This is a genomic window from Alteromonas alvinellae, from assembly GCF_902705805.1.
In genome coordinates, this window is record NZ_CACSIH010000125.1 from 17,761 (window position 1) to 44,234 (window position 26,474).

Genomic DNA, 26,474 nt, shown 5'->3' on the forward strand with positions numbered 1-26,474 from the left:
ATTCTATGCGACGAATAACAAGGCTTTAGAGGCTAAATTTAGTTTTCTTATAGATTTGGCTTTTGAATCTTTATGGTCTTATCTGTTAGAAAAACGTGGTAAATATCGACGTTTTACCACGCTTTAAATAACAGCGGTGCAACTTCCTCGGCGGTACAAGGCTTGGCGTAGAAATAGCCCTGGTGGAAATAACACGCTTTTCCAATCAATTCTTCCGCTTGCGCTTTTGTTTCAACGCCTTCCGCAACACAACTCATATTCAAGTTATTCGCTAACGTAATGGTTGTTGTTACCAGCGCTTCGTTTGCATTACCCGGCGCCATTTCGTTAACGAAGCTCTTGTCGATTTTTAATACCGACAACGGATAACGCTTTAAATAGCTTAAAGACGAGTAACCTGTACCAAAATCGTCAAGGGCTAATACAAAGCCTTCTTTCACAAACCGATTAATCTGTCTTAACGCATTATCACTGTCATCCATCAATACGCCTTCGGTAATCTCGAATCGAAACGCTTCTTTGGGTAGGTTGAACTCATCAAGCAGGGTTAGCACACCAGTTAAGTCGAATTCGGTTTTGAAGTGAAGTGCAGATAGGTTAATAGAAACAAACCCCGTGAAGCCTTGGCTATACCAAGACGACAAATCCTCTGCCGCTCTTCGCATTGCCTGTCGTGTAACTTCTATTATGTACTTCAATTCTTCAAGTACCGGAATGAACTGATCGGGGAAAAGAGGCTCGTTATCCAGTTTTCCTCGCAGCAGTAACTCAACCCCAATAGTGGTATTGGTTCTGGCATCTATAATTGGCTGGTAGTGATTGAAGAAACAGTCATCTGAATAGGCCCGCTTTACTTTATTCTCAAGCTGTAAACGCGTTTTGGCACGTTCATTCATGTCTGTCGTAAAGTAGGTAAAGCCGCTTAATGCGTCCTTCTTCGCCGTATACATAGCCACATCAGCCTGCTTGATAAGCTCAGCAGGCTCAGAGGCGTCTTCGGGATAAAACGCCACACCAATACTGCACGAGACACGAAGCACTTCCTCTGCTAACGATATAGGCGTTTCTACCGATTCAATGATTTGTGCCACGAATGAGCTCAAGTCGTCACTGGCATTAACTTCCTCAACAACAATAACGAATTCATCGCCGCCCAATCGCGCAACGGTGCCCGACTCAGCCACAAGGTTTCGCATTCGGTTGGCTACAATGCGCAGCAGTTTGTCACCGTAATCATGCCCAAGTGAGTCGTTTATGCCTTTAAATCTATCCAAGTCAACAAACATCACCGCCACACGATGCTCATGATGACGGGCAAGCCCAATAGCGTGCTCCAGTCTGTCTAGCAGCAATGTTCTGTTGACCAAGCCTGTTAAGCTGTCGTAGGTCGCGATTTTCAGAAGTTTGCGCTCAGCATTTTTTTGTTCTGTGATGTCGGAAATAACAATCAGGTAATGCTCTGCAGTATTACTTTCTCCACTTACCGCTGTTATATCAATAAGCACGTCGTAGCGCTTGCCATCAGCACCATCGATTACGGCCTCGTCTTTCCAAAAATCCCCTCCCTGCATTTCCGGTAATTTGCCAGACAGGTGTCGATTCAACGTTGGGTAACGCAAATAAAGTCGTGCCAACTGCTTGGGTAACGGCTCTTTATTATTAAAGCCGAACACCTGTTCAAAAGCTGGGTTCGCGGCAACTAAACGCTTTTCTTTATCAAAAATTAAAACCCAGTCTCGAGTTTGTCTAAAAGCGTCACTGAATAGCGTTACCTGCTGCTGCGCTTTTTGTAATCTAAACAGTTGGCGTTGACGGGAGAGTAAATATGCTACGAATAAACTCACGATGAGCGCTGCGTAAATAGTATATGCAAGCGGAGAACGCAAAGGCGCATGTGGCATATAGAGCGTTATTTCAGCCGGAAGCACGTTATAGTCGAAACTACCTGGCGTAGGGGCAACAGAAAAAACGTAGTCACCCGGTTCTATGTTGGTAAAGGTTATTTTTGCATCGTCAGTCACGCCTTCTGTAACGACGCGATCACCGTTCAACAGCTTGTAGTAGTACTTTATTTTTCCTATGCCTGACATCGCTAATGACGAAAAATGGATTGTTAACCCATAATCTTCGTAATCGAGATCAAAATGGTGTCCAGTTAGGTTTTTAAGCGGCTGATTAAGGACCCTATTGTCTACGGCGACTTCCGTTATAGCAGTTTGCTTACTTAGCAAACTTCTTCCAACTTCTAAGCTTTCCAATTGCGATGCAGAGAAAACCACAGCACCGCTCGTCGAACCGTAGGCCAGTCGACCGTCCTTAAGCTTAAGCGAAGCCCCCTGGTTAAACTCAGAAACACTTAGCTCTCGTCCGTAAATAAAGTTCTTGATTTGGCCGGTAGACGGATTGTAATTGTGTAACCCTTTGTGCGAACTAAACCAGATATTGCCTGCTTCGTCTTTTTGCAGCCCGTAAACAATGTTTGATAATAAAATATTCGATTCGTTTAGGTTGTACAACGGCTCAAATGTGTCTGCGTCTATACCAACCAACCCTACGCCACTGTATGCAAGCCACAGCACACCCATATCGTCGATAACCCACGACGATATAGAGCGATCTCGGCCACGCTGTAGCTCTGAGAATCGATAAACTAATTCATGCTGAAACGTCTCAGGATCGATTAACCACAAACCACCTTCGGTAGCAAAAAATAACCGATCACTGTGGTAATGAGACTGGCCCAAAAAACCCAATGAAAAATTTATGTCAAAAACACGAGGATCCAGCTCTAAAGAAGAAATTTCTTTTTTGTCCACGTCATACTTTAAAAAACCTTCGTTGCCAATAAAGTACAAATCCCCTTTATCTGAAAGCATCATTCCCGCGCCATACGCATCAAATACGGTGTCATCGCCACCTTTTAATACCTCTGGCCGGTTAGCCTCCCCTGTTTCCATATCAAACAACCGTATTCCGTTGTACGTATTGAGAAACAATTCGCCACTTTGCGTTGGAACAATTTTGTTTACGGCGCCTTCGCCGATAATCGCTCTTTGACTTTTTGAATACAGATACTTCTCAGACTTTTTTGTCGTGAAATCATAGTGATTAAGCCCGTTTTCTGTACCTATCCATATTTTATTAGGTTCAGTCTCAGCAAACGACCACACCACGTGGCTGGTCAAAACGCTAGGCTCACCTGCTCGTTCATTCTGGATGGCAAAAATATCTGCACTTTTCACACCGAAATACAGTGCACCAGCATAGACTGAACTTAACCAGAGGTTGTCAGATTCATCTTTGGCAATGGCGATAATTTTTTTGTTTGAAATTTCGGTGAAACCGTTATGCGGTTCTAAGATGTGTTCGTATTCCCAACCACCTGCTTTTTTACTCAGCTGATATAGCCCTTTATTAGTGCCCATCCAAAAAGCGTCGTCTTTGTACTGAACCAACGTCCACACGTTTCTGTCAGATAGAACCTGTGTAAAGACATGTTCTTTTTCGCCCTGTACCTGCTTGAGAAAGTCTTGTTTCTGAGCAACAAATACGCCCGAAACCGTTGAAATCCACACCCTGTCCTTATCGTCTAAAAGTAGAAACTTTGCATTGGCGTTATCGAGGTTTTCGGGAATATCACCCAAGTAATCAAGTCGACGTAAAGGCTGCTCTAAATTGTTGATATCTTTGACGTACACACCCGATGTAGTGGCTACCAGTAAGGTGTCTTCAACGGTGATTGCCGCCCGGATGCTTTCGCTGTCACCCAACAGCGGCTCAGGGAGCTTTGCTATTCGCTCAAGGGTTTTAGTTTGCGTGTTAAATTTATGCACTTCTTCTGCCAGTGCAATGATAAGGTGCGTGTCATCTTGCCAATGAAAGGTTTCCGCATGTTGCACAAAACTTTCAAAGTCGTGGTAGTACGTTGGCTCTAATTGCACCACATCTTGAGTGGCCAAATCGAGATAATAAACTCCTCTGCCGTACACGCTAAACCACAACGCTTCAGTACCTTGAAGGGCAAGTCGATAAATGGATGAGTCGATAAGAGAATTGTCTGGACCTGCTATTCGTTTAGTTCTAACTCCATCCCAACGAACCAAACCACCTTCTGTGGCTATCCACACAAAGCCATCTTCGTTTATAACAATGTCGTTGACGATATCTTGCGGAAGGCCATTTTTGGTCGATAAAGACTGAAAGACGGGATTAGACAGTCGCGGTGAGGCCACCGCTTGTAGGCTTACAACTAAAACCAGCAGTAAAAGATAGTTGAAATATCTCATCAAAAATGGGTCGCACGTTTTAAATTTTTATTATAAACCCAAGTGTAACAGAATGTTTTAAACTTGGGCAGCTTCTAAAATGAGGTTTTTAAAAACGTGAAGGACACATCTATCGCATTGATAAATAAAAATTAATTTCCACAAAGCGTACAATATGAACAATTACAAAAAGCGCGCCAGACTAAATACACTTAGGGCTATTTCAATATTTTTATTTTACGCTTGCTGTACAGGAATGCGACCAACTGGAACAACCTGTCTGCGAATGCTTGGCTGTGGCGCTAGCCTGTACAAATCACCGTTCTGCCCTACATAGGTCTTTTTAATACCGCACGCTTTAGCAATATTTGCATGTGCTTGAAGGTGTTGATGCTCCCCGTGAACCGGAATAGCAATGGTAGGTTTTACCCAATGATACATGAGCTTTAATTCTTCTTCACAGGGGTGACCGCTGGCATGAATTGGCAGCGTGCTATCTTCACTGTGAATAACCGTTACTCCCTTTGCCTGCAGCGCTTTACTTAATCGGCCTACACTCTCTTCATTTCCGGGAATAACTATCGAAGAAAATAGCACAGTATCCCCTTTGTCTAAACTAAGGTGAGGGTGAGTGTCTTTTGCAAAACGCGCCAGCGCGGTATTTTTCTCGCCCTGGCTGCCTGTCGCTACAGCTAAAACTTCATGGGGGGGAAGATAACCTAAATGTTGGGGGTCGGTCACCGGTAAATCGTCTGGCCAAATGCCCTGTTGTTTGGCAATGCCGTACATGTTCATTAACGAACGACCATACAGCGCCATGTAACGCTTAGTTTTCTTGGCGACTTTAGCCAGCGAAATTAGCCGTGCTATATTGCTACCAAAGCAACCTACCACCACTCTCCCCTTCAAGGGCGCGATAGTGCTTAATAGGCCGTCGTAACAATTTCTCTCTGAAATTGAAAAGCCCGGTTTTGTTGCATTGGTAGAGTCTCCAACCATGGCAAGAATATTCTCGTTGCCTAGTCGCTTGTAAAGGCTAACGTCAAACGGTAAACCTGTTATAGGGTTGGCATCAATTTTCCAGTCTGCTGTATGCAATACTGTGCCTACTGGTGTATTGATTTTTAGTGCGAAGGGTTCTGGAAGCGAATGAGTAATGGCAAGCCAGTTAACGCTAAAAGACCCAATTTGCTTAGTATCGCCTGCGTCGACTTCAACAATGGTAATACGGTTAGCCAATTTACTCCTTGCAAGCTTTCGCCTCAACACTTCGGCGGTAAAAGACGTAGTATAAATTGGCTTTTGGAAACGTTCCCAAAGGTAAGGAATTGCGCCTACATGATCTTCATGGGCGTGGGTAATGACAATGCCAGCCAGTGCTTCTTTTTGTTTAGTAATAAATGAAGGGTTTGGAGCCACAACGCGATGCGTAGTGGCTTTGAACGTACTCTGGTTAGACTCTTGGCTGACGTCTTTGTAGGCAGGTGTGAGAGGCTCATCAAAGGAAACACCACAGTCAACCATTAACCATTGACCATCGTGACCATACAAATTGAGGTTCATCCCAATTTCGCCCGTTCCACCTAACGGAAGAAACCACAAATCATCAGCAGATGGGTGCAACAAAACGACTAGTACCTTCTCTCAAAGCATTAAATATTAGTTTGACGTTCAAATCTATGAGCGCAGAGCCATCATTCGTGCAACTCAGCATTAAGTTGGTCTATCACTTCGGCCCACGCAGCGTCTTCAATAATGGCATCTTTCAAAAATGCAGACTGACTTTCATTCCAATAAGGCGCTTCATGAAGATGTTGGCTCTTATTCAGCCCTCGATGTGTTTCAAAAAATTCAGCAATTTCTTCGTCTGAACTTCCTAAACCGAGTTGGCTAAATAGACTATTCATTGTGGGTTGCTCAGTAAACATAACGCCTCCTTGGGTTACTAATTAAAGGCACAATAAGCGCCAGATACGTTGTACCCAACAAGCGTTTTTATGCCCCATTTGCTTACTAGATAATTACCCTTTGCCGTCCCCTTGAGATCACATCTTAAAGGTAGTCAGCAAACTCTTCTGGTGTAATTACCTCTCCTTCTTCAGCAGGTACAGGACATACAATGACCATTAATTCATCTTGCGTCATGCCCGGCACCCACTTAGTCAAAAACTCTTCGGTGCTTAATTCCAACGCTTCACAGTGTGCCCAGTCTTCGGTTGCCCACAACAGTGCTAACTCTGCATCAGGCCAAACCGGAACACCATCTTCTTCATCAGTAGTTAGCATTACGCAGCCGTGCTCATCTTTAAGAATGAAGAGCTTTTCTTCAGCTTTAATTGTTGCAAGGCTTGCTTCTAGTCGTTGAAATGCGTTTTTTTCCAATAAAGGATGTAATTGTGACATAAGTTTCTCTCTTTAATTCTGCGATTCACATGCCTTTAAATTAGGCACCGTGGGTAAATTTATTGGCAGCGGTTAACACGCTTTAGACACGCTTTCTATTATCTCTGCTAGACCCACTCGTCTGACTTGCTTCATGCTGTGCACATACACCTTAAACGATACGTTTTCTAACGTTTCAATTCTGGTCACTTTCACACTACCGGGTAACTGACTCTCAACGTTGGTCGGTAATACGGCAATACCACCTTCGCTCTGTAAATTGTTGAGCGCAAGATTCAACGAATTGGTTCTTAGCTTTGCATCGCGAAGTTGAGGGTAAGCAGTAAGCAACCAGTCTCTTGCCTTAGTTCCCCAATCAATAGCCACAAAATCTGCTGCATCAATAGTCTCAGACGCTTGTCCAATTCTATATAGCGCCAAATCCTGCTCTAGCAATACATCACTGTTTACTTCTTCAGATTTCAACGGTTCAGTGGAGAATGATAAGTCCGTCACCCTTTCGTGCAATTGTCGCGAAAGGGTATCTAACGTAAGAACTTCAGCCTTTACTGACCAATCGGGAAACGAGTTGTGTAGGTGACTGAGCATCTGAGGCAATAACAGCTCGCTCGCCAGCTGTGTTGCGCCGCAAACAACATATTCAGAGGATTGAATTTGGAGCTCTTGTTTTGCTTCGTTTAGCGTTGCGCATAATTGCCTAGCGTAAGGCAGAAGTTTCTCACCAGATTGAGTGAGCTGTATACTGTTGCGTTGCCTAATAAAAAGCGTGGTATGAAAATACTCTTCAAGTAGCTTTATGCGCGCACTGACTGCAGATTGAGTAAGGTAAAGGTTTTCAGCCGCTTTACCAAAGTGACGAGTTTTTGCCACCTCTATAAAGGTGGTGAGAAAGCGTATATCCATGCTTATTGTACAACCGAATCAAAGTGGGTCTAAATTGACACAGATAATACGGCAAGTAAACACAAAAGCACAGAAGCGCACCGCTATAAACGGTACGCTTTATTAAAATTTCACCAACTCGCTGAATTAATACTCTTCTTGGTGCAGGCGACGCTGTTTGTCACGGCGTTGCAGGTCACGCTTCTGCTTTTCCTTTACAGTACTTTGACGTTTGGGATTTGGCTTTTTAGCGTGAAAATCTTCCTCTTCTACCGAGTCCCATTCATCACGCTGGTAACGATAGTCTTTACTCATTGACTTCTCTGGGTTGTTAACACACTTCAATTATTATCTTAAGTGACAAAATAGAAAACGAATTTTAATCATCGTAGCGACAAGAATTTTTGATTATTCTCATCAGTTATTTTCATAGACTTTTAACGTCCAACTCATTTACGCTCGTGTAATAGCGATACCCGTTGCAGGGCCAATAAATAGATACTTACATTTCACTTTAATTTCAAAAACTTAGACACATCATACTTGAGGTTATCACCTCGTACTTTCTGTATACTTTTCTAACGTAATCTAAAATTTAGTGTTAGATTTTATACCGTTAAAAATTTTTTATTGATAAGAGAAAAATCTTTTGTTTTATCTTCGTTTTTAATTATCTTAAAAGTGCGCTGAACAAAACATTACGTTGGGTACAACATGAAAAGTTTAGCTATTCGACAATCTGCAAAACCTTATATTGACCGTCAGAAGTTTCCATACGGTTTTCGTAAATCAGGTGACTTCAGTATTACTGAAGCCGATCTTCTAACCCACTACGGCAAAACACTGCTAGGACTTGAAAATGGCGAGTTGTCGCCTGAAAGTGATGATGAGAGACATTTCGTCGAATTCGTTACAGGTAAAGTTGAAGCTAGCAATAACCTAGAAAAAGCCTGGGCGAAATACGTCAGATTAGCAAGGGGCAAAAAGCACTTCTACACCCTTCACAGCAGTGCGAGTAACCAGTCAGACTATGATGAAGATTACTCTGATGAAGAATTCGATGTAGCATAATGCTACATCATTACTAAAAAGCTCGCTCCGGCGAGCTTTTTTGTTATTGAACAAATGATCTCAATCAACTTCAGACAAGAACAAAATGAAGAAACATTAAGGACTGTCTACACTTAGTAGTAATACAGAGTGATGTGCAGTGAATTGCGCATTTCATTCTGAAAAACGAGCCCATGCAAAGGAGGCGCAACGATGATCATTAGTTCAAAACAGCTTACTCACTTTTCTATACATGCCCTTGATGACAAAGTGGGCGGCATCCGCGATATCCTTTTCGACGACGAAACCTTCACTGTTCGCTATTTGGTCGCAGATACCAATACTTGGCTACCGCTTAGCCGCAAAGTGGTGATATCACCTATATCTGTCAAACAGTTAGATGAAGATAGTGAGTCTGTTCATATCAATATGACAGTTGATACATTAAAAAACAGCCCCTCTATTGACGAACATAAGCCTGTGTCACGTGAATACGAAGAAAATCTCTTCAAATATTTTGGTTACGGATACTATTGGATTGGTCCAGGAGCATGGGGAGAGTTCGCACATCCAAATGAACTGGTCGAATTACAACGCGCTGAAGAGTCTGAAACTGAAAACCCGAAAAAAAGTACCAACCACCTAAGAGCAGTGGGCGAAGTTGGTGGATATGAAGTAGCTACAACCACAGATAACGTGGGCCACATTAGTAACTTCGTCATTGATACCGAGAGCTGGAAGATAATCATGCTAGTGGTAGATACTAACAACTGGCTTCCGGGTGGTAAACATCTCGCACTTCTACCTAGAGATATTGAAAGTATCGACTGGGCGGCGCACAGCGTAGTAGTGAATTTAAGTCACGACGAATTGGTTGATAGACCTGAAGTGGAAAGTGAAAAAATTTCTGAAGAAGGCTATGTGCCTATGCTTTGCGAGCAATTGAATAAAACCGGAAATTAATAACCGAAGAATGTCATTGTTGGCGATGTTTAGTTAGGAACTTTACAATGTCCGTTGTTGAAGGCGGACATTGTAGCTTAAGATACAAAAAGAAGATTACTCGCAGAAAAATTCGTACATCAAAGCAATTAAACGCTTGACGCGCTCGTCTGCTAAGCGGTAGTAAATAGTTTGACCTTGCCTTCTTGTGGCCACCATCTTTGATTCTCGCAATAAAGCAAGGTGCTGAGAAATCACTGGCTGCGAGACGCTAACAACTTCGAGAAGTTCGGTTACCGATTTTTCCTCTTTCAGCAACGAACAAAGCACCATAAGGCGTGTTTTATTCGCGAATTGCTTAAGGAAGATCTCGGCTTCCGCAGCGTGTTCCATTATATCATCTGAACCTATTACCATATCCTCGGACATAAGCACTCTCTATCTGTAAAGTATTTCGGCACCAATTTAGCCATTTACTATACTAAAGTATAAGGCATTATGCCGACCTGCCAATTTATGCGACGAATCGCCGTATTTTACATTGTTTTATTACGCTGACATCAATATATTAGATTTTACTTATTTCAACTAAGTTTAGGCAAAAAGGAAAAATATGCTTATAGACATGAAGACTCGAATAGAAAACATAGACGTGAACTTACGCACTGTATCTGCGGAGCAAGCGGCCAGTGAGTGCCGAAACAATAGCGGTATACTGATTGATGTACGAGAGAGTGCCGAAGTTGCCAATCAGCCCGTACCTTCTGCGCTTCACATACCACGCGGCGTGCTCGAAATGAAGGCACTGGAACAGTTTAAAGATGCTTCAGCGCCAATTTATATTCACTGTGCGTCGGGCGTTCGAGCAAAACTAGCTGCAGAGCAACTTATAAAGATGGGCTATGAGAACGTTTCGGTTGTGACATGCCCTGTACCCACGATAAATCAAGCAAACCAGAAATGACTTCTTAACCACGCGTATGCTATAAGTAGCGTTAATTAAGAGTTTTAAGGCGCTGTATGCTGAAATCTACGTTAGAACAATGGCGAATGTTCAAAGCCGTCGTCGATGCAGGCGGCTTTAATCAAGCTGCTGCTGAAGTTCACAAAAGTCAATCGAGCGTTCACCACGCGGTTCAAAAGCTTGAAAACGCCATCGGAGTGTCATTGTTTGAGAATATTGGACGTAAAGTCCAGCTTTCGCCGCAAGGTGAACTTATGTATCGCCGTGCCTCTTTTTTGCTTAGCGAAGCGCACAAGCTCGAGGCCGTTGCCAATAGCCTTAAATCTGGCACAGAAACAACTTTACGCATAGCGGTAGATATTATTTTCCCGTCTGAATTGCTTTATAACGTGCTAGCGAAAGTTTCTGCTGAGTTCCCGCTCCTTCGTATCGAGATAGAAGAAACTGTACTCAGTGGCGCAAATTCACTTTTGAGCAATGGTAAAGTTGATTTAGGCATCTCTCCTTTCGCGTTTTCTAATGGCTTTAGCGAAGACTTGTGCGAAATTGAATTTGCAGCTGTCGCTCACGCCGACCATCCATTACACCAATTGGATAGAACGCTCACACTGGAAGACTTAAAAGCGTATCGTCAAATTGTGGTAAGGGATTCATCCGCGGAGCGTAAAGCTGATGTGGGCTGGTTAGGTGCAGAGCAGCGCTGGACCGTAAGCCACGTTAGAACGTCATTAGATATTATTGCTCAGGGGTTGGGTTTTGCGTGGCTGCCTATCGCAATAATTAAAGATGAGCTAGAAGACGGTACACTCGTTCCCCTTCCCCTCGATAATAATGCAGCGTTGCGTAAGGCGCTCCTTTATTTGTCTTTCGAAGACGGCGATACGTTGGGACCAGCTGCCCGTGCTTTTATTGGCGAGCTACGATATCAAACAATGAACCTTCCATCGTCAGATTTTATGCTCGATTCGTGTACTGAGTAGTTAGAGCATCAACTTAGCGCGACTGCAAGGCGTTCAAACCCAAGTATAAAGCCAAATAGCGATAACGAAACACCAACTAACGCCACAGCACCGTCGTCTGTGGCCATGCCTATTGCCATAATAAAAACAGCAAAAGCGGGAATAAGCCCCATAAAGGGAATAAGCTCGAGTGGAATCATTACAAGTCCGCAACCCGCACAGCATAATGCGATGAGTGATCTGAACACAGGCTGGCGCATGAAAAAACACCGAGGAACTAAAAAGCGGTCTACGCGTACTGCATACGGTTTAACCTTATCGACAATGAAGCGAAGCTGATCGGCGTCACAGTTTAACTGCATCACTTTTTGCGGTAACCAAGGATGCCTACGACCGAGTAAAATTTGCAACGCGATGAGTAAAATCGTCCCACCCGCTAAAGATGGGATCCCAGGGATGGCCCCAATCGGTGTGCAAGCGATAAAAGATGGCAGCGCCAGCATTGGTCCAAAGCCTCTTTTCTCCATCACATCCCAGAACTCAGCAAACTCGAACTTATCTTGTCTTGCTCGCGGCTGCATTTTCCCCAACAACTCGTATAAGGTCATTGATCTTACAGCTGTTTTTCCCCACATCTTCAATTCCTTTGATATCACATTACCTGCGAACGTCGCGCTAATCAGACGGGCTTCTCGCCTAATTAATATACATTTCTCGCACCTAGTCGATTTGCCATAGTGAAATTGCAAGTAACTTTAGACAGTTAAATCGTGCGAAAAATATGCCATCGATTGCATGTGACGGTGTGTTAAAGACAGGAATACTTTTTGCAAATGCTCCTGATAAGTAAAATAAAATCACCTAATAAAACAAAAACAGATATAGACATTCTGTACTTTAGCGCGATGTGTACCGCTGATCGCAAAGAGTTGATAAATTAGAAGAAGGTAGCGCAACCGACTATCCCTTGGCATCAAGGCAAATGTACAAAATTTCCAGGTTGCTCGAGGCATTTAAATATTTTCCGATGCGCTTACGCCTTATCGATTTAAGCCAGCGTATAAATAAACTTTAAATATGCGCTTTAGCATTCAGTTGTTAATAGCGTATGATAAAACTATAACATTGATTCTATTTCATATTTTTTCTGAATAGGAAACGAAAGAAGAGAGGGACATCCACGTGCTTACCGTACTTTTAGTTGATGACGACGCCGAGTTCACAGAAGTAGCTTGTACTATCATCGAATTTCTTGGCCACGAAGTACTTACCGCTGCCACACTCAAAGAAGCCCGCGATTGGTTAGAAAAAGAAACCTTTGACCATGTACTGCTTGATTTCATGTTACCCGATGGAAGCGGCGCGCACTTATTCAATGAACTAGATGCACTTCCTAAGCGCCCTCGCGTTACTTTGATAACGGGTCACCCTTCTGTGAAAAGCGTGATAAAGGGTCTGTGTGGCCCCACGGTCGACTATCTCGTTAAGCCAATTCAACGGGAGGAAATAGAGGCTGTATTAAGTCAAAAGCCAAAAGAAAAAGCACCTGCACAAGACAAAATAGAGAAACATTTTGACTTGCTGATTGGTGAATCGCCAATTATGAAAGAGCTCTACAAGCTGATTTCTAGAGTGAGTAAAACCAGCGCAAATGTAATGCTGCTTGGTGAAAGCGGTGTAGGTAAAGAAGTGGTGGCTGCCGCAATTCATCGTGCTTCAGAAAGTGAAGGCCCCTATATTGCAACCAACTGTGGTGCATTCTCAAAAGAACTAATAGGTAGTGAACTTTTCGGTCACGAAAAAGGAGCATTTACCGGCGCCGTAGGACGTAAAGAAGGTGTTTTCGAACAAGCTGAGGGCGGTACGCTCTTTTTGGACGAAATCACAGAAATGCCCATTGATATGCAGCCCAACTTACTCCGCGTTTTAGAAAACAAGGTTGTTATTCGTGTGGGCGGAACGAAGACCATCCCGGTGAGCTGCCGCGTTGTATCTGCCACGAACCGAACAATGGAAGAGATTGCGCAAAGCAAAGTACTGCGCGAAGACATCTACTTCAGACTTGCGGTCTTCCCAATCACCATTCCTCCGCTACGCGAAAGAAAGGAAGATATTCCATTACTAGCAAAAACCTTTATTGCTGAATTCAATAAAGATAATGGCTCGCAATTTAAGTGGGAAGATAGTCAACTCGATACGTTACAAGCTTACGACTGGCCCGGTAACGTGCGTGAACTAAGACACTTTGTGCATCGCGCTGCCATTATGAGCGACCCTGAAAAGAGTGAGATTGAATTACCAAAAACCATTGAGTCACCATTTGCTCAAAAACAGAGCACGACACCGGCACTTCAAGCCGGTAGAACCATTGAAGACGTGGAAAAAGAGCTAATTTATGCCACGTTGGAAAAAGTGAATGGCAATAAGACCACCGCAGCAGAAATGCTGGGAATTAGTACAAAAACGCTTTACAACCGTCTTCATGCATATGGTGACTTAAGTAAAGACGACTAAGTAAGAGGTATTCGGCATGACTAGCGAAGAATTTTCTCGACTAAGTGTTTATGTGCATGATGCACGCAAACCATTAAACAGAATATCAATGCAAGCTGAGCTAGTGAAAATGGCATTAAACGGTGACGTTGCACCTGAAAAGGCATTGGTGGCGTTGGATAAAATAATAAGCAGTGCTAAAGACTGCAGCCATACTCTTGCTGAAATGACATCAGAGTTAAGTGGCAATGTTTCGGATTAAGTAAATGATTACTAAAGTATTGTCTTCACTATACAGTTGGATAATTTTAGTTGTTCTGGTCATTATTGTAATAACTGCTAATTCATTTTACGTAGTTAGTACATTAAATGACCTTTCTGCTCTGGAAGCGCGGCTGTTCACTACGAACCGTGTTATCAATGCAGTTAACCGCCTTCACGTTGCTGTACTTCGCGTGGAGTCTGGTCAGCGCGGCTATATGCTAACTGGCGATGAAGAATATCTTACCGACTACACCGAAACGTTGAGCGTAATCGGCGAATTAATGGATGAGGTAGAAGTAAGCTCCTTCTCTTCAGATATTAACGACCAGTCCATCCGCATCGAAGAACTTTTGTCTTTAACCAAAGCAAAAATCAATGAAGTCATTGAAATAGTTGAGCTGTATAAAGAAGGGAAAGAGCAACAAGCTGTCATTTTAGTGAATAGTGATAAGGGTATAAAACTCTACAAACAGTTTGAAACCTTATTTAGAGAAATCGACGATTCAGAACGGGATATGCAAGGCACGCATCTGGCCAACTTAATGAGCCTAAGAAGGGACTCTGTTAATACGCTTATCATTTCCTCTGCAACGACTCTGCTACTGATTATTACAGTATTTTTACTGCTCAAAATAAATTCCCGTGAGCATGAGAAGTATCAAGCTGACCTAGAGTCTGTTAACGAAGAGCTAGAATCTCGGATAGCAGATAGAACGCAGGAGTTAAGTGTCTATTCAGACGAATTAGCACGAAGTAATAGAGAGTTGGAAGATTTTGCCTTTGTGGCGTCACACGATCTTCAAGAACCATTAAGAAAAATTCGGGCATTTGGTAACCGCTTAGAATCGGGCTACAACGATGTGATAGACGAAAGAGGCAAAGATTACCTTGCGCGCATGCTAAATGCAGCAGAGCGGATGTCCATGCTTATTTCAGACCTTCTCGCCTTTTCTCGTGTTTCCACACGAGGTAAAGAGTTTGACGACGTTAATCTAGGCACCGTAGTGGATAGCATCATGGGCGATTTGGAAATCGCTATCGATGAAAAGTCTGCGCAAATACATGTTAGCGATATGCCCACTATTCGCGGTGACAAATCGCAATTAGAGCAGCTGTTTTTAAACTTAGTGTCTAACGCACTGAAATTTCAGAGCGAGGGCGTGAGACCAGAAGTAACGATATCTGCAAGGGACGCGAAGGAAGAAGAAACGAAAGACATTCTGCTTGCTGAAGAATATGACTGGACAAAAATCACCGTATCAGACAACGGTATAGGGTTCGAACAATCGTTTGCTGAAAAAATATTTGCCCCTTTTCAACGCCTTCACGGTAGAAGCGAATACAAAGGTACGGGTATTGGGCTTGCCGTTTGTCGTCGTATTGTAGAACGGCACAACGGTCAAATAACCGCAGTTAGTTCTCCCGGAAAAGGGGCAACGTTCTCAATAATAATACCCAAAAATAGCGAACCGTTTGGTTCTAACAACAATAATGGAGAAACACACAATGACGCGTAAACAAACTCAGCCTATCAATATTCTTATGGCGGACGATGACGAAGACGACCGCTTACTTACGGTTGACGCGCTCAATGAAAGCCGCGTTCTAAACAATCTGTTTTGTGTTGAAGATGGCGTTGAATTATTAGAGTTTCTTCGTCATGAAGGTAAATATACAGATCCTGCATCGGCACCGCGACCTAGTCTTATTTTACTAGATTTAAACATGCCAAGAAAAGACGGTAGAGAGGCGCTGCAAGAACTGAAAAACGACCCCAAGCTTCGCAGTATCCCAGTGGTAATTCTCACAACCTCTAAAGAGGAGGAAGATATGCTACGCGGTTATGATCTAGGTTGCGCATCTTACATTACAAAACCAGTGAACTTTGAAGGATTGGTTGAACTAATGCGCGCGCTCGGACGTTACTGGATAGAGTTCGTAGAATTACCACACGAGTAAACAAATAAGGGTTAGTTGAATTTTTGACAACCCAAACATGTTACTCAATAAAGTTTCAAAAATACCCCATCGGTAAACGAGGTACTAGATGTCAGAGGTAATAAAAATTTTATTGGTAGAGGATGATGAAGATGATTACTTCTTAACCTCTGACTATCTAGCACAGTGCGAGTCACCTACGTTTGAGTTGACGTGGGTGACGAATAGCTTAGACGCAGTGGAAGCATTAAAGACACAAAGTTTCGACCTGTGTTTGTTAGATTACTTACTGGGTGCAGAGAACGCGATTGATGTATTGGGTGTTTTAAAATCTAACCAGTTCAATTTACCCGTGGTGATACTTACCGGACAGTCGGATGCTACGGTGGATGAAATGGTCATGCGAGCAGGTGCCGCAGACTACTTGCAAAAATCGGAAATTGAATCACCGCGGTTTATGCGCACGATTAGATACGCCATGGTTCGCCGTGACATAGAGAACGAGCGAATTGAGCGAAACAAAGTAGAGCAAAAGAACAAGGCTAAAGATAAGTTCCTTGCGCATTTAGGGCATGAGCTGCGCACGCCCCTCACCTCTATTCTTGGCTACACTGAACTGCTTATAGACGATGCGAGAAACAGCCCTTTTCAACAAGAGTTATCTATTATCCACTCTAATGGCAAGCACCTGTTGAGCCTACTCAACGATTTGCTGGACATGTCGCGGATAATGGCAGAAAAGCTTGAACTCAACATTAAAGAAGTGAACTTAAGCGCGTTTTTGACGGACATTCACTCATTAATGCGTTTGAATGCCAAAGACAAAGGACTAAGCCTTAACGTTGTTTCTAAAACAAAAATACCAGAGTTTATTCACACGGATCCTACCCGCCTGCGTCAGGTATTGTTGAACCTAATTTCAAATGCGGTGAAATTTACCGATAAGGGCAGTATCACGCTTACCATCTCTCTCGACGAGCCGTCTGTAAACGATTCGAGTCGAACACTGCTGCGATTTTCTGTAGATGATACAGGTATCGGCATGCCGCCTGATAAGCTCATCAACATTTTTCAGCCTTTCGAACAAATAGAAGATGTAATGCGTGCCAATCATGGCGGAGCAGGACTTGGACTTGCCATTTGCAAAGAGCTAGTCACTAAACTGGGCGGCGACATTGATGTTAAATCTCGTCTAGGAGAAGGCAGTACATTTACATTTGATATAAACCCTGGCGATGTTTCTGAACAGCCTCGCGTAGATCTTGAGTTAGGCCAAATTCAACCTGTCGAGTCTAGTAGCATCAATTTAAACGTAACTGGACGCGTATTAATTGTTGATGACTTGCGAGAAATTCGACGTCTAACCGGCCACCTTGTGAGTCAATCTCAAGCTGACATTAGCTACGCTGAAAATGGCGTAAAAGCACTGGAAGCCGTGTTGCAGGCGGATGAACACAACCAGCCCTTCGATCTCGTTTTAATGGATATTCATATGCCAGTGATGAATGGCATAGAAGCCCTACATGCGATTAGACGACATGGGCAGGATATCCCAGTGATAGCCGTCACAGCAGCAAGCCGCAAAGGCTTAAGAGAATCGTTAATTCGCGAAGGGTTTAACGACGTAATTGGAAAACCGATTGACCGGTTTGCACTGGCTAACTTGCTTTCGCAATACCTCCCGCCAGGTAATCACGTAACATTTACCAACGTGGAGGCACAAGTTGCAGACATGCCAATAGACAAGCCGCACGATCCAGAGGACGAAACCGCTTATCGAGGACTTGCAGATAATGGGCAAGCAGAGCAGAAAATCCAGTCTACTGATTCAAAAGGTGATTCAGATCAGCCTGCCAATAAGCATATACTTGTGATTGAAGACGATGAGGATGCGGCGGAGCTACTACAATTGTTTCTTTCCCACTTAGGTCATACGGTCACTACTCAGTACAGCGGTGCTGAAGCATTACAGGCTGCAGAAAATCAACGTTTCGATCACATTCTTATGGATCTTACCCTTCCCGATTATAACGGTTACGACTTAGCGAGTGAGCTCAAGAAAAAGCTACCAGATGCCATCCTTACTATTGTAAGCGGCCACGAAGCGGACTCCGAAACGATGACAACTATAGGGATCAACAGTGCACTGCTCAAACCTGTCACTAAAGACGATTTAGCCTCGGTAGTGGGCTGAAAAGTTAATTATTTCGCTGCCAACCTGTACCGAATGTCGGAGGTTGAGCAGCGCATCATCAAGAGCAAGAAAATATTACAGACGTAAGACAGAACAGTGTGTGAGACTTGCACATAAGCACCTCACGCAACAATAGTAAAATAAAAATAAATCATATAAAACAGTAAGATAATAATTTGGTATATCAGTTGCAGCTACCTATATGAACCTAAAATATTAAGGAGAGTATTATGGCTACACAAGCTTCAGTTAAATCGCAAACAGTTAAACATAACGATACAAACAGCGTGGCTGAGCCGAGTCACCCAGTAACGGATCAACTGAAAGATTCTCTTCATGCGTCAGTCGACAAGTTAGCAGACAGTGCTGGCATTGCGGAGGAAAACATTCGTCGCACTGCTACATCGTCTGCAGAGAACATGTCAGCGAGAAAGCGTCTGGCGCAGCAGAAATGGCAGGCGTCAAACGTACGTAAATATGCCATTGAAAACCCAGTAGCAACAGCGGGTATCGCATTCGCAGCAGGAATGTTAGTGACGTCACTTTTACGTAAGAAGTAATTCGATGACTGTACCTGATTTTCGAAGAGCAAAGTACAATTTGTGCACAGAAAATCCTTTTCGCCTGACGCCGCCCGCGGCGCAGGCGAATCTTAATGTTAAAAGCAACGGTGACAATGCTAACGCTGCATCAGCAGCCTCTGAACACTCTACGCAACACAAGTCGACGCAACAGAATTACCCCGACCCATCGTTTTCGGATATCTTCTCGGCATTCTCTGAAGCATTTACCCAGCGAAAAGGGCAGGGTTTAGCGTTTTTAGAGCTCACTAACAGTGAATTGATGCTCATTAAAAAGAGTTTCTTTGTTACAGTCTTTGCATGCTTAGCGGCATTTGCGGTGGGCACTGTATGTTGGCTCATTTTAAACATCGCTATTGGCGCTATACTTCATAGTGTGGGCGTTAGCTATGTGGTAGTTCCACTCCTGTTGTTGGTGTTTAACAGTGTTGCGGCCTTTTGTTTATTTAAACTTGCACAAAATTCATTTAATTACTTGAGCTTTAGCAGACTCATTCAAACGTGGCGACGGGTTTTCGGATAGTGAACACACTTACCATTGCGTAATAAATCACGGCCAATAATGAGGAAAAGAGATGAACATTTTTTTAAAATCGAATATGAAAGATATAGCACAGAAAGAGCATGCTTATTTTTCGCAAAAACATCATGCAGATGTTGCACTTACACAAGCAAAGAGGCAATGTAAACTGATGATGGGAAAGCCTGAAACATTGCTTGGCATCGCAACCCTTGGCGCATACAAGGGTGCGGTAGATGCAAAACCCAAAGCAAAACGCAATCAAGCCCTAATGGCAATAAGTAGGACTGCGTTATTGTCGCTATTTCAATGATCACAGTACCAAGGAATATGTAAGATGAACAACAAAAAAAATATGAACAAAAGCCGTATGATGCTTGCCTGTGTTGGTGCGGCGTTTAGCCTTGCAATAGTAGGTTGTTCATCGACCCCTGTAGCAGCCCCTACTCCTTATAAGTCAGCGAGTACCAAAGCTGCCTATGGCCATTCAAGCGAAAAAATCTCTGAGAACGAATACAAGGTTCTTTTTAAGGCAACAGACAAGACTCCTGCTGATAAAGTACAGCAATATGCTCTTTACAGAGCAGCGGAAATTGCACAAAAACAAGGTTTTACTTATTTGGCCATCGTTAAAACCAACGTGGATAAAAAGCCCGTTATTGCGCGAGAAGTGATGGCGAACAAGGAAGAGCCCGTGGCATTTCAAACAGACAGGCAGTGCACCATGTCAGGCTGCGATGAAGTGGCACAGCCTATGGCCGTCCCAAGCTCAAACGACGTTGTGAAAACTCAAATTAACGACATCTACTTTACTATTGACGTAATGATGGCGAATGATAAAACGCGTCTAGGTAAAAATGCTTTTACTGTCTTAGAGGTACTATCAGAGCCTCTAGAGCCAAAAAATGGCAACTAGCTGAGCGTTTTGCCACTCACTAATGCTTTGAAACATCAGTTTTAATAGAAATGCTTTTCAGGCCCTAGTTGCAGTTACTGAAAAGCATCGCTCAAACATATAAACAAAACCGTAATATGGTTCAAAGCCAACAACCCACGCAATAGTCTTTATTACTTTTCTGTTGTGGCTAACAAACCACTGACTAACTGTATTCTTCACTTTTCTACAAACTTGGCCAGTGTCATATTCGTTTCGTCTAGAAAAAGTCGATGACACTGCTGCTATCACAGCCCTTTTCTCCTATTTAAAGTCTCTAATTTATAGCTGTTGTCCATTCTCCTGAATTGCTTCTTGCATTTTTAATGGCCCGTTAATCTTCTATTAATGTTGTACAAAAGTCTCCGTCATCATAGCTAGCTATCATTAAACCCATGAACTGCAGAGCAGATTTATAAACCTCTATCGACAACGTTATAGCGGTTCTGCTCTAAGCCATTGAATCAGGTAGTAGCACATATTTATTTTGCAAATGACTAAGGAGTCAGGCGATGAGAAAGCTAAGCACGTTAATGACAAAAACTACCCTTGTAGCAGCAACAGTAATGTTGGTGACTGGTTGCAGTGCCGTCGCAAAACCGCAGATGGAGCATTCAACTAGTTCGAATGTACCGGCGTTAAAAGCAAAGGCACTCGACAACGCATTACTTTATTCCGACGAATGTATTACTGAGCGAGAAGTGGTAACGGCACAAAAGATGTGGGGCGACGGCATAGTGCGAATTGGTGCAGTATTTAGCAATGATGGTGATTACTCTGGCAAAGCCGCAGATTTCATCCAAGCTATGTATGGTTATGATCTAAGCAGCGTACTGTTTAAACCAACGCTTGCAGCTAACGACCAGTTCCGTTCAAGCTTCGATGCTGCGCTTTCATACTTTGTTGGTGGTAACGACGCTTACGAAGAGGACAAAGGCTTTGCAATAAAGCCTTACACAAATGTGAAATTCGATAATGTGGGTATTATCAACAACAGCTGTCGCATGGCCGTGGCGATGGGCAACTACTTCTTTACCGATACAAAAGGTGGCGAAACGAAGGTGGAATACACTTTTGCCTATGTCAAAGATAGTGACGGCGACCTGCGTATTGTTGCTCACCAATCTTCGTTACCTTACAACCCAAACGGTAACTAAATAGGCCATTGCCCCTCCATTCGTAGCAAGTGTGAGGGGCGAAACACTCTCCATTTCAGGCAAGGCGTTCCTTCCCTTTCGCTTTGCCTCTTTTTTTAACGAGAAAAACTATGTGCACAAAACGCATTGTGGCGCGTTGAGATGGGATATTTACTTAATCATATTGCGTCGCCAGGCGCCAATTCCGACGCCATAACAAACCACAACCTTGCTGTCACGTTCCTCCGAAGCTGGTATGAATCAAAGAATAATCCCAGCCAAAGGTCCTTAACACACTGAGAGTAAAGTTGGGTGACAAGGGCCTTACTCAATCATGTAAAAAATGCATTCGTACGTGTAATCGTGACGTTAATTGCCTGCAGATACGGACTGACAACTAGAGAAAAATTAAATTATATCGCTATATTTCAATAACTTAAAAAACAGGCACGAAGATAGCATTAGTTAAAGTGAAAGTAACGGAAGCAATACGAGGATTTAGTTATGTTGGGTTGGGCAATCACATTTTTTATCATCGCCATTATTGCAGCAGTTTTTGGTTTTGGAGGCATCGCAGGTGCAGCAACAGGTATCGCACAGTTTCTTTTCTTTGTGTTTATCGCGTTGCTCGTAATCTCACTTATCGCAAATGCGTTACGTGGTAGAGCACCAAGAGCCTAACAGTTAGAAGTATTTTAATAGGAAAAAGGAGTAAGGATATGTTTTCATTTAAAAACTTATCAAAGGTACTAGTAGCATCAGCATTTGCACTATCACTAGCAGCTTGCGGTGACGGTGAAGCGGAAGACGCAGGCGAAGAGCTAGACGAAATTGTTACCGATGCAGGTAATGCCGTTGAAGACGCTTGTGAAGATGTGAAAGAAGGCGTAGACGCTGAAGATAAAGACTGTTAATCACGTTTTTTATCGAAAAAGGGCCAGACAATTGTCTGGCCCTTTTTGTATTTACTGTCGACGTGGTTTGACCTAACTGGTTAGTTAAGACACTTCTTCACCGCCTAACTCACGAGCAAGATCGTCTAGTGTAGATAGCGTCGAATCAAATTCACCTACGCCGTAACGGTATTTTACACTCACGTGATGGTCGGTACGCCCGAACTTTACTCTCAACCCTTCTGCGTCAATATGCTTTACGGTATTCAAAAAGCGATAAGCAGACATTTCTGTTTCAAATTGAAACTCAACACTGTTTTCCATTTACACTTTCCGTTTAAGCAACAATTTCAGGGTGAGCATCAATAACTGAAACAACTCGTTGCAGCAAATGGTTATCTTCTTCGCGTATCGAGTCGTATGATAGCCAGTCAGCAAGAATGTCGGGAGCTGTTGCCGCTTCGCCTTGTTCCAACTTAGATGTCATCATTTGTAGCTGTACGCTAGAGCGTATAGATGCGTCTGCATCTGGGCTTGGCATACCTGTTGCGACTTCTAATGCTACCGTTAACCATTGTCTATCGTGCTGAGTTGTTTTATTTCCAGTAGACTGACTTAATACGCTTGCCCAACGCTTCCCTAACGTTTCCGCTAGAGCCTGCTCGTCACCACTTCCCTCACCTACACTTAGCTGTAGTAAAGAAATCAAAGCCTGAGCTCGCGCCAATCGGGCTTGAGATTGTGCATTTTTCGCTTGCGCCGCGCGCTTACTTTCAAGTGAATCAATCTTTTTATCTACTTTCGTACGTTGCGCTTTAGGCAAGTCGGTTAACTGAGCGCGAACGTCGCTTATTGATTGACTGTACGTTGCATCATCGCTGTTGATGTCAACAGCTTCCACTTGCTTGAGTAGCGAATCTACTAACGCGTTAAATGCATTATTCTGTACTTTCCGCTCGGCTTTTAAACGTTCAAATACGGTGTCATTGGCAGCTTTAAATTCTGCCCACAACTTACTCTCTTCACGTTTACCTGCATGGCCTACTTGCTTCCACTGGCTTTGCAATAGTTGAGCTTTGTCGGCAGCGCCAGCGACATCTTCTTCCGTAGCAAGTTGACAAGCTTGGGTGACTAACGCACGCTTTTGGGCTTGGTTGTCACTTTGCCATTGATTCACTTTAGCCTGAATGGGCGATGATACCGCCTTCCATTCTTGCTTCAGCTGTTCATAAATTTCACGTTCAACCTGACCTGCAGCGTGCCACTGCTTAGACGCTTTATCAAAAACCTTCACTAACTCGGCTTCCGGCATGTTAATGTCCATTGCCTTAACCGTAGCGATAATCGACATGCGCTGTTCACGCGCAGCAGCCCGCTGTGCATCTAACTTCGCGTAATGCGCTCTACAAGGCTCGAAGGCCTTTTCAAGTGCATCATCAAATTGCTGCTGTAACAACGCGTCATCATTACTTTCTTCACTCGTTGACGATGACGGTGTTAGTGATAACCATTGCTTACGCAGATACTTAATGGCCTCACTTCTTTGCTTAATATTTTCTGCATCAGCGCTGGCTAACGCTTTTGCTTCTTCTACAAGAGCGGGTTTGCGCGGCGCAGCAAGGTAATCCTGCCATCCTTCTAAGCGCGACACATCACCAGCGGTCTTTTCAAAACGCTTCTCTACATACTTTTTCGCTGAACCAGGAAGCGCAGCATAACTTTCCTGAAGCTTTGCAAATTTTGAAATAGCAACGCGGAATTTACCCTGAGCAATTAAGTTATCGATAACGCTAATGTGCTTTCTAATGTGTTTTACTTGCTCATTTTCTTTGGATTTTTGAGCACGCTCTTTGGCATTTACACTGCTTGTCGCTGCGTTGAAACGTTTAGACAACGCCTTAGGAATGGCATCGATTTCGCGACTAAGCGCTTTATACGCTTGACGTGCTTCGTCAAACTCCGCTTTAAGAGCCACTACACTACTGCTTTGTAATGCGTCGCCACCATTTACCTGACTCAAATCCTCAGTCGATGCGCTAGCTTCTTCAACGCTCACATCACGGGGTTCTTTGTCCGACTCGCTATCGCTTGCCGAAACGATCTTAGCGGCAATGTCTTCGAGCGACTGAAGTTTTATCAGTAGCTTTTGGCCGTATTGCTGCTGCATAGAGAAGCGATCAAGCTGGTCGTTTAGTTCGTCGACAGAGCGCTTAATCTGTGTAATTCGCTTATCAGTTGCAGATTCATCATCGAGACGCGCTAGCTGTTCAAGCGTTGCTTCAACACCGCGCACGCTTTCATTAACCGTAGCAACATCAGCAAGCGTCGCTTCACAAAGCCGGTTACTGTACAACCAAGCTACCTGCTCCTTGGCATGAGTAAGCTGCTGTTCGCACAATGCTTTGGTATTGGCACGTTGCGACGCTTTTTGCTTCTCTTCCCATGCTGGGCGGATACGGCTTAAATATCGCTCGAGCTGCTCACCAATACGCGCACGCTTTTCTTCATAATCAACGCGTTCTTCTGAAGTGAGTAAGTCAATTTGAGCAAACAGCCCTGTCAATTCGCTCTCAAGCTCATTGCGCTTTTCATCAATGGTTTCTACATCTGATTTGTCGAGCAAAGCCTGATATTTTGAAAGTCCCAAAGTGAGCTGCTTTTTAAGCTCCACTGGGCGCTTTGCAGCCTCTTTGATAGCATCTATCCGCGCATTAATTTGCGTAACAAGCGCATCATCTGACACTTTCTTAGCAAGCTTTTGCAGATCTGATACGTCTGAATGTGCGTTGACTAGTTGAGTCTGCAGTTGGGGACTTGCGCCTTCTAAAAAGACAAACTGGGTGAAAGATGGCTTCGCTACTTTTTCGATTAGCGCGTTAGCTAGCGCATCATCTTGTAAGAGCATAGGCTCTTTCTTCAACATTTGCGGTACTAACTGCACTACCAAATCGGCGTTGGCTGTTTCAGTTAAAAAAGAGAATATCTCTTGGCGGGAGAGTGTGACATCCCCCTCGCCTAACAAAGCGGCGTTTACCTTTTTCTCCGCCGCTTTTTTAACGCGAGACTGCTTGGCAATTTGTGACATTTTAAGCCACAGCACAAAGCTATTAAGCTTTTCGAGTGCTGCTAAACTGACATTTGCATCTTCGTCATTAAATGCCAGTTCGTGAAGAATTGTTTTTTCCTGTGCCTTTTCGGGAGAGAGACTCTCGATTGCCTGCATCCGTTTTTCAGGCTTTGGGCTTTGGTGTGAAGGCGCAAATATACGACTAAATATCATCCTGTTTAAACCGCGCTATTGTATTATTATCATCCTGCTCATCGCGTAACGAGCGTTTAAAGTCGGCTTTACTTTTATGTACGATTTCGCCGCTTTCACCCACTGTCATATGCTCAGAGGACTTTTCTATTTTTGCTTGATACAGCATAACAGCCTGCATACTGCTTGCTTTTTGCTCTTCGTTTAAAGGCGTGCCATCTGGCCACTTACCTGTTTCAACAGCCTGACGCAGACGCTCATAAATCTCCGGCGTCATGCTGGCTAAAAGTGCTTCTATATTCATTTAGGAAAAACGCTTAATGTAAACAATACGCGCGCGGTTTACTAAGTACCAAACAAAGCCAACCACTGCGCCCAAAATAGCTAAATTGTGTTGCAAATCGCCCGGGCGTGTTCCGCCCCAATACATGAAGCCAAAACTCGCAACGAAGATCAGCATAGCAAGAAGGGACTGGTTCTGGATACTGGCTAACTTTTTAAATCTTTGTAAGCTTTGCTTGCGTTCTATATCTTCTGAGGTCGCATCACCGATTTTAAATTCGCAGTGAGGACACGTTTTCGCTTTGTCAGACGTTTTCTTATTACATGAAGGACAGTCAACTAATGCCATATGTTGCTCCTATTTATTGGGTGCGAAATGGAAATGCACAACACGCCATTGAACGAGTGAGCATTTATACGCGGACGGGTATCATACTTAAGTTCATCACAACAATGAAGTCGATTCTGTGGATTAACCCTATCGCCATAAAACGAAAATGCGCAGGGTGTTAACT

General features: G+C 43.5%; 28 protein-coding genes. 16 read left to right on the forward strand and 12 right to left on the reverse strand.

Going from position 1 to position 26,474, the window contains the following annotated elements; all coding sequences use genetic code 11:
* Positions 1-113: 113 nt before the first annotated feature.
* The 6 genes from ACX5KA_RS09330 to ACX5KA_RS09355 form a co-directional block, all read right to left on the reverse strand.
* Positions 114-4,286 (reverse strand): EAL domain-containing protein, encoded by a 4,173-nt coding sequence (locus ACX5KA_RS09330; RefSeq protein ID WP_370133931.1) that lies wholly within the window; start codon positions 4,284-4,286, stop codon positions 114-116.
* Positions 4,287-4,502: 216 nt separating this feature from the next.
* Positions 4,503-5,891, reverse strand: a complete 1,389-nt coding sequence (locus ACX5KA_RS09335; RefSeq protein WP_458730961.1) for a ribonuclease J — start codon at positions 5,889-5,891, stop codon at positions 4,503-4,505.
* 68 nt (positions 5,892-5,959) lie between these two features.
* The gene (locus ACX5KA_RS09340; RefSeq protein ID WP_061095288.1) at positions 5,960-6,193 is read right to left on the reverse strand and encodes a DUF2789 domain-containing protein; all 234 of its coding nucleotides are present in this window, start codon (positions 6,191-6,193) and stop codon (positions 5,960-5,962) included.
* 124 nt (positions 6,194-6,317) lie between these two features.
* Positions 6,318-6,668, reverse strand: coding sequence for a DUF2750 domain-containing protein (locus ACX5KA_RS09345; protein WP_202943086.1), 351 nt, complete (start codon positions 6,666-6,668; stop codon positions 6,318-6,320).
* 72 nt (positions 6,669-6,740) lie between these two features.
* On the reverse strand, positions 6,741-7,571 hold the full coding sequence (locus ACX5KA_RS09350; RefSeq protein ID WP_014979575.1) for a LysR family transcriptional regulator: 831 nt from the start codon (positions 7,569-7,571) through the stop codon (positions 6,741-6,743).
* 126 nt (positions 7,572-7,697) lie between these two features.
* A complete protein-coding gene (locus tag ACX5KA_RS09355; RefSeq protein ID WP_170870514.1) occupies positions 7,698-7,865 on the reverse strand; it encodes a hypothetical protein in 168 nt (55 codons plus the stop codon).
* A 399-nt stretch (positions 7,866-8,264) separates the two neighbouring features.
* Between ACX5KA_RS09355 and ACX5KA_RS09360 the strand changes: the two genes are divergently transcribed.
* Both ACX5KA_RS09360 and ACX5KA_RS09365 read left to right on the forward strand, forming a co-directional pair.
* Complete coding sequence (locus ACX5KA_RS09360; RefSeq protein WP_049587633.1) at positions 8,265-8,621, forward strand: MaoP family protein; 357 nt, start codon at positions 8,265-8,267, stop codon at positions 8,619-8,621.
* Positions 8,622-8,813: 192 nt separating this feature from the next.
* On the forward strand, positions 8,814-9,563 hold the full coding sequence (locus tag ACX5KA_RS09365) for a PRC-barrel domain-containing protein (protein WP_061095291.1): 750 nt from the start codon (positions 8,814-8,816) through the stop codon (positions 9,561-9,563).
* A 96-nt stretch (positions 9,564-9,659) separates the two neighbouring features.
* Here the strand turns inward: ACX5KA_RS09365 and ACX5KA_RS09370 are convergent, their stop codons facing one another.
* Positions 9,660-9,971 carry an ArsR/SmtB family transcription factor gene (locus ACX5KA_RS09370; RefSeq protein WP_053103822.1) on the reverse strand — a complete coding sequence of 104 codons (312 nt, stop codon included), beginning with the start codon at positions 9,969-9,971 and terminating at the stop codon, positions 9,660-9,662.
* A 184-nt stretch (positions 9,972-10,155) separates the two neighbouring features.
* On the opposite strand from ACX5KA_RS09370, the gene ACX5KA_RS09375 reads away from it, so the two are divergent.
* Together ACX5KA_RS09375 and ACX5KA_RS09380 are read left to right on the forward strand one after the other, a co-directional pair.
* A complete protein-coding gene (locus ACX5KA_RS09375) occupies positions 10,156-10,506 on the forward strand; it encodes a rhodanese-like domain-containing protein (RefSeq protein WP_458730962.1) in 351 nt (116 codons plus the stop codon).
* Positions 10,507-10,562: 56 nt separating this feature from the next.
* Positions 10,563-11,486: a LysR family transcriptional regulator gene (locus ACX5KA_RS09380; RefSeq protein ID WP_061095293.1), complete on the forward strand. Its 924-nt coding sequence runs from the start codon at positions 10,563-10,565 to the stop codon at positions 11,484-11,486.
* An 8-nt stretch (positions 11,487-11,494) separates the two neighbouring features.
* On the opposite strand, the gene ACX5KA_RS09385 is transcribed toward ACX5KA_RS09380, so the two are convergent.
* Positions 11,495-12,100 (reverse strand): exopolysaccharide biosynthesis protein, encoded by a 606-nt coding sequence (locus ACX5KA_RS09385; RefSeq protein ID WP_283645074.1) that lies wholly within the window; start codon positions 12,098-12,100, stop codon positions 11,495-11,497.
* 547 nt (positions 12,101-12,647) lie between these two features.
* Here ACX5KA_RS09385 and ACX5KA_RS09390 point away from each other — a divergent pair.
* From ACX5KA_RS09390 to ACX5KA_RS09445, 12 genes are all read left to right on the forward strand, one after another.
* The gene (locus ACX5KA_RS09390; protein WP_156086533.1) at positions 12,648-13,979 is read left to right on the forward strand and encodes a sigma-54-dependent transcriptional regulator; all 1,332 of its coding nucleotides are present in this window, start codon (positions 12,648-12,650) and stop codon (positions 13,977-13,979) included.
* A 16-nt stretch (positions 13,980-13,995) separates the two neighbouring features.
* On the forward strand, positions 13,996-14,220 hold the full coding sequence (locus tag ACX5KA_RS09395; protein WP_014979579.1) for a hypothetical protein: 225 nt from the start codon (positions 13,996-13,998) through the stop codon (positions 14,218-14,220).
* Between the two features lie 4 nt (positions 14,221-14,224).
* The gene (locus tag ACX5KA_RS09400) at positions 14,225-15,739 is read left to right on the forward strand and encodes a sensor histidine kinase (protein WP_458730963.1); all 1,515 of its coding nucleotides are present in this window, start codon (positions 14,225-14,227) and stop codon (positions 15,737-15,739) included.
* Positions 15,729-16,181: a response regulator gene (locus ACX5KA_RS09405; protein WP_049587620.1), complete on the forward strand. Its 453-nt coding sequence runs from the start codon at positions 15,729-15,731 to the stop codon at positions 16,179-16,181. The genes ACX5KA_RS09400 and ACX5KA_RS09405 overlap by 11 nt, the downstream gene beginning before the upstream one ends.
* Before the next feature lie 88 nt (positions 16,182-16,269).
* Positions 16,270-18,354 (forward strand): response regulator, encoded by a 2,085-nt coding sequence (locus ACX5KA_RS09410; RefSeq protein ID WP_458730964.1) that lies wholly within the window; start codon positions 16,270-16,272, stop codon positions 18,352-18,354.
* A gap of 230 nt (positions 18,355-18,584) precedes the next feature.
* Entirely contained in the window at positions 18,585-18,914 is a 330-nt protein-coding gene (locus ACX5KA_RS09415) for a hypothetical protein (RefSeq protein ID WP_061095299.1), read from the forward strand.
* Between the two features lie 4 nt (positions 18,915-18,918).
* Positions 18,919-19,458 carry a hypothetical protein gene (locus ACX5KA_RS09420; RefSeq protein WP_458730965.1) on the forward strand — a complete coding sequence of 180 codons (540 nt, stop codon included), beginning with the start codon at positions 18,919-18,921 and terminating at the stop codon, positions 19,456-19,458.
* A 52-nt stretch (positions 19,459-19,510) separates the two neighbouring features.
* The gene (locus ACX5KA_RS09425; protein WP_014949827.1) at positions 19,511-19,768 is read left to right on the forward strand and encodes a hypothetical protein; all 258 of its coding nucleotides are present in this window, start codon (positions 19,511-19,513) and stop codon (positions 19,766-19,768) included.
* 24 nt (positions 19,769-19,792) lie between these two features.
* On the forward strand, positions 19,793-20,371 hold the full coding sequence (locus ACX5KA_RS09430; protein ID WP_458730966.1) for a CC0125/CC1285 family lipoprotein: 579 nt from the start codon (positions 19,793-19,795) through the stop codon (positions 20,369-20,371).
* Positions 20,372-20,901: 530 nt separating this feature from the next.
* Positions 20,902-21,546, forward strand: coding sequence for a phosphoribosyl-AMP cyclohydrolase (locus ACX5KA_RS09435; protein ID WP_427270422.1), 645 nt, complete (start codon positions 20,902-20,904; stop codon positions 21,544-21,546).
* A gap of 483 nt (positions 21,547-22,029) precedes the next feature.
* Positions 22,030-22,206: a DUF1328 domain-containing protein gene (locus ACX5KA_RS09440; RefSeq protein ID WP_014949832.1), complete on the forward strand. Its 177-nt coding sequence runs from the start codon at positions 22,030-22,032 to the stop codon at positions 22,204-22,206.
* A gap of 38 nt (positions 22,207-22,244) precedes the next feature.
* The gene (locus ACX5KA_RS09445) at positions 22,245-22,439 is read left to right on the forward strand and encodes a hypothetical protein (RefSeq protein WP_014949833.1); all 195 of its coding nucleotides are present in this window, start codon (positions 22,245-22,247) and stop codon (positions 22,437-22,439) included.
* Between the two features lie 84 nt (positions 22,440-22,523).
* On the opposite strand, the gene ACX5KA_RS09450 is transcribed toward ACX5KA_RS09445, so the two are convergent.
* From ACX5KA_RS09450 to ACX5KA_RS09465, 4 genes are read right to left on the reverse strand one after another with little or no spacing between them, the layout of a single operon-like run.
* Positions 22,524-22,742 carry a hypothetical protein gene (locus tag ACX5KA_RS09450; RefSeq protein ID WP_014949834.1) on the reverse strand — a complete coding sequence of 73 codons (219 nt, stop codon included), beginning with the start codon at positions 22,740-22,742 and terminating at the stop codon, positions 22,524-22,526.
* Between the two features lie 13 nt (positions 22,743-22,755).
* Complete coding sequence (locus ACX5KA_RS09455; protein WP_458730967.1) at positions 22,756-25,698, reverse strand: DUF349 domain-containing protein; 2,943 nt, start codon at positions 25,696-25,698, stop codon at positions 22,756-22,758.
* On the reverse strand, positions 25,688-25,981 hold the full coding sequence (locus ACX5KA_RS09460) for a YeaC family protein (protein WP_014949836.1): 294 nt from the start codon (positions 25,979-25,981) through the stop codon (positions 25,688-25,690). The genes ACX5KA_RS09455 and ACX5KA_RS09460 overlap by 11 nt, the downstream gene beginning before the upstream one ends.
* Entirely contained in the window at positions 25,982-26,308 is a 327-nt protein-coding gene (locus ACX5KA_RS09465) for a hypothetical protein (RefSeq protein ID WP_458730968.1), read from the reverse strand.
* Positions 26,309-26,474 lie beyond the last annotated feature (166 nt).

Bases quoted from the DNA above. Each gene is read 5' to 3' on its own strand.
- ACX5KA_RS09355 (WP_170870514.1), bottom strand. From the start codon at position 7,865: ATGAGTAAAGACTATCGTTACCAGCGTGATGAATGGGACTCGGTAGAA.
- ACX5KA_RS09430 (WP_458730966.1), top strand. From the start codon at position 19,793: ATGAACAACAAAAAAAATATGAACAAAAGCCGTATGATGCTTGCCTGT.
- ACX5KA_RS09330 (WP_370133931.1), bottom strand. From the start codon at position 4,286: ATGAGATATTTCAACTATCTTTTACTGCTGGTTTTAGTTGTAAGCCTA.
- ACX5KA_RS09420 (WP_458730965.1), top strand. From the start codon at position 18,919: ATGACTGTACCTGATTTTCGAAGAGCAAAGTACAATTTGTGCACAGAA.
- ACX5KA_RS09440 (WP_014949832.1), top strand. From the start codon at position 22,030: ATGTTGGGTTGGGCAATCACATTTTTTATCATCGCCATTATTGCAGCA.
- ACX5KA_RS09375 (WP_458730962.1), top strand. From the start codon at position 10,156: ATGCTTATAGACATGAAGACTCGAATAGAAAACATAGACGTGAACTTA.
- ACX5KA_RS09455 (WP_458730967.1), bottom strand. From the start codon at position 25,698: ATGATATTTAGTCGTATATTTGCGCCTTCACACCAAAGCCCAAAGCCT.
- ACX5KA_RS09425 (WP_014949827.1), top strand. From the start codon at position 19,511: ATGAACATTTTTTTAAAATCGAATATGAAAGATATAGCACAGAAAGAG.
- ACX5KA_RS09380 (WP_061095293.1), top strand. From the start codon at position 10,563: ATGCTGAAATCTACGTTAGAACAATGGCGAATGTTCAAAGCCGTCGTC.
- ACX5KA_RS09445 (WP_014949833.1), top strand. From the start codon at position 22,245: ATGTTTTCATTTAAAAACTTATCAAAGGTACTAGTAGCATCAGCATTT.
- ACX5KA_RS09350 (WP_014979575.1), bottom strand. From the start codon at position 7,571: ATGGATATACGCTTTCTCACCACCTTTATAGAGGTGGCAAAAACTCGT.
- ACX5KA_RS09385 (WP_283645074.1), bottom strand. From the start codon at position 12,100: ATGTGGGGAAAAACAGCTGTAAGATCAATGACCTTATACGAGTTGTTG.
- ACX5KA_RS09365 (WP_061095291.1), top strand. From the start codon at position 8,814: ATGATCATTAGTTCAAAACAGCTTACTCACTTTTCTATACATGCCCTT.
- ACX5KA_RS09340 (WP_061095288.1), bottom strand. From the start codon at position 6,193: ATGTTTACTGAGCAACCCACAATGAATAGTCTATTTAGCCAACTCGGT.
- ACX5KA_RS09410 (WP_458730964.1), top strand. From the start codon at position 16,270: ATGTCAGAGGTAATAAAAATTTTATTGGTAGAGGATGATGAAGATGAT.
- ACX5KA_RS09450 (WP_014949834.1), bottom strand. From the start codon at position 22,742: ATGGAAAACAGTGTTGAGTTTCAATTTGAAACAGAAATGTCTGCTTAT.
- ACX5KA_RS09345 (WP_202943086.1), bottom strand. From the start codon at position 6,668: ATGTCACAATTACATCCTTTATTGGAAAAAAACGCATTTCAACGACTA.
- ACX5KA_RS09415 (WP_061095299.1), top strand. From the start codon at position 18,585: ATGGCTACACAAGCTTCAGTTAAATCGCAAACAGTTAAACATAACGAT.
- ACX5KA_RS09465 (WP_458730968.1), bottom strand. From the start codon at position 26,308: ATGGCATTAGTTGACTGTCCTTCATGTAATAAGAAAACGTCTGACAAA.
- ACX5KA_RS09405 (WP_049587620.1), top strand. From the start codon at position 15,729: ATGACGCGTAAACAAACTCAGCCTATCAATATTCTTATGGCGGACGAT.
- ACX5KA_RS09360 (WP_049587633.1), top strand. From the start codon at position 8,265: ATGAAAAGTTTAGCTATTCGACAATCTGCAAAACCTTATATTGACCGT.
- ACX5KA_RS09460 (WP_014949836.1), bottom strand. From the start codon at position 25,981: ATGAATATAGAAGCACTTTTAGCCAGCATGACGCCGGAGATTTATGAG.
- ACX5KA_RS09435 (WP_427270422.1), top strand. From the start codon at position 20,902: ATGAGAAAGCTAAGCACGTTAATGACAAAAACTACCCTTGTAGCAGCA.
- ACX5KA_RS09395 (WP_014979579.1), top strand. From the start codon at position 13,996: ATGACTAGCGAAGAATTTTCTCGACTAAGTGTTTATGTGCATGATGCA.
- ACX5KA_RS09370 (WP_053103822.1), bottom strand. From the start codon at position 9,971: ATGTCCGAGGATATGGTAATAGGTTCAGATGATATAATGGAACACGCT.
- ACX5KA_RS09400 (WP_458730963.1), top strand. From the start codon at position 14,225: ATGATTACTAAAGTATTGTCTTCACTATACAGTTGGATAATTTTAGTT.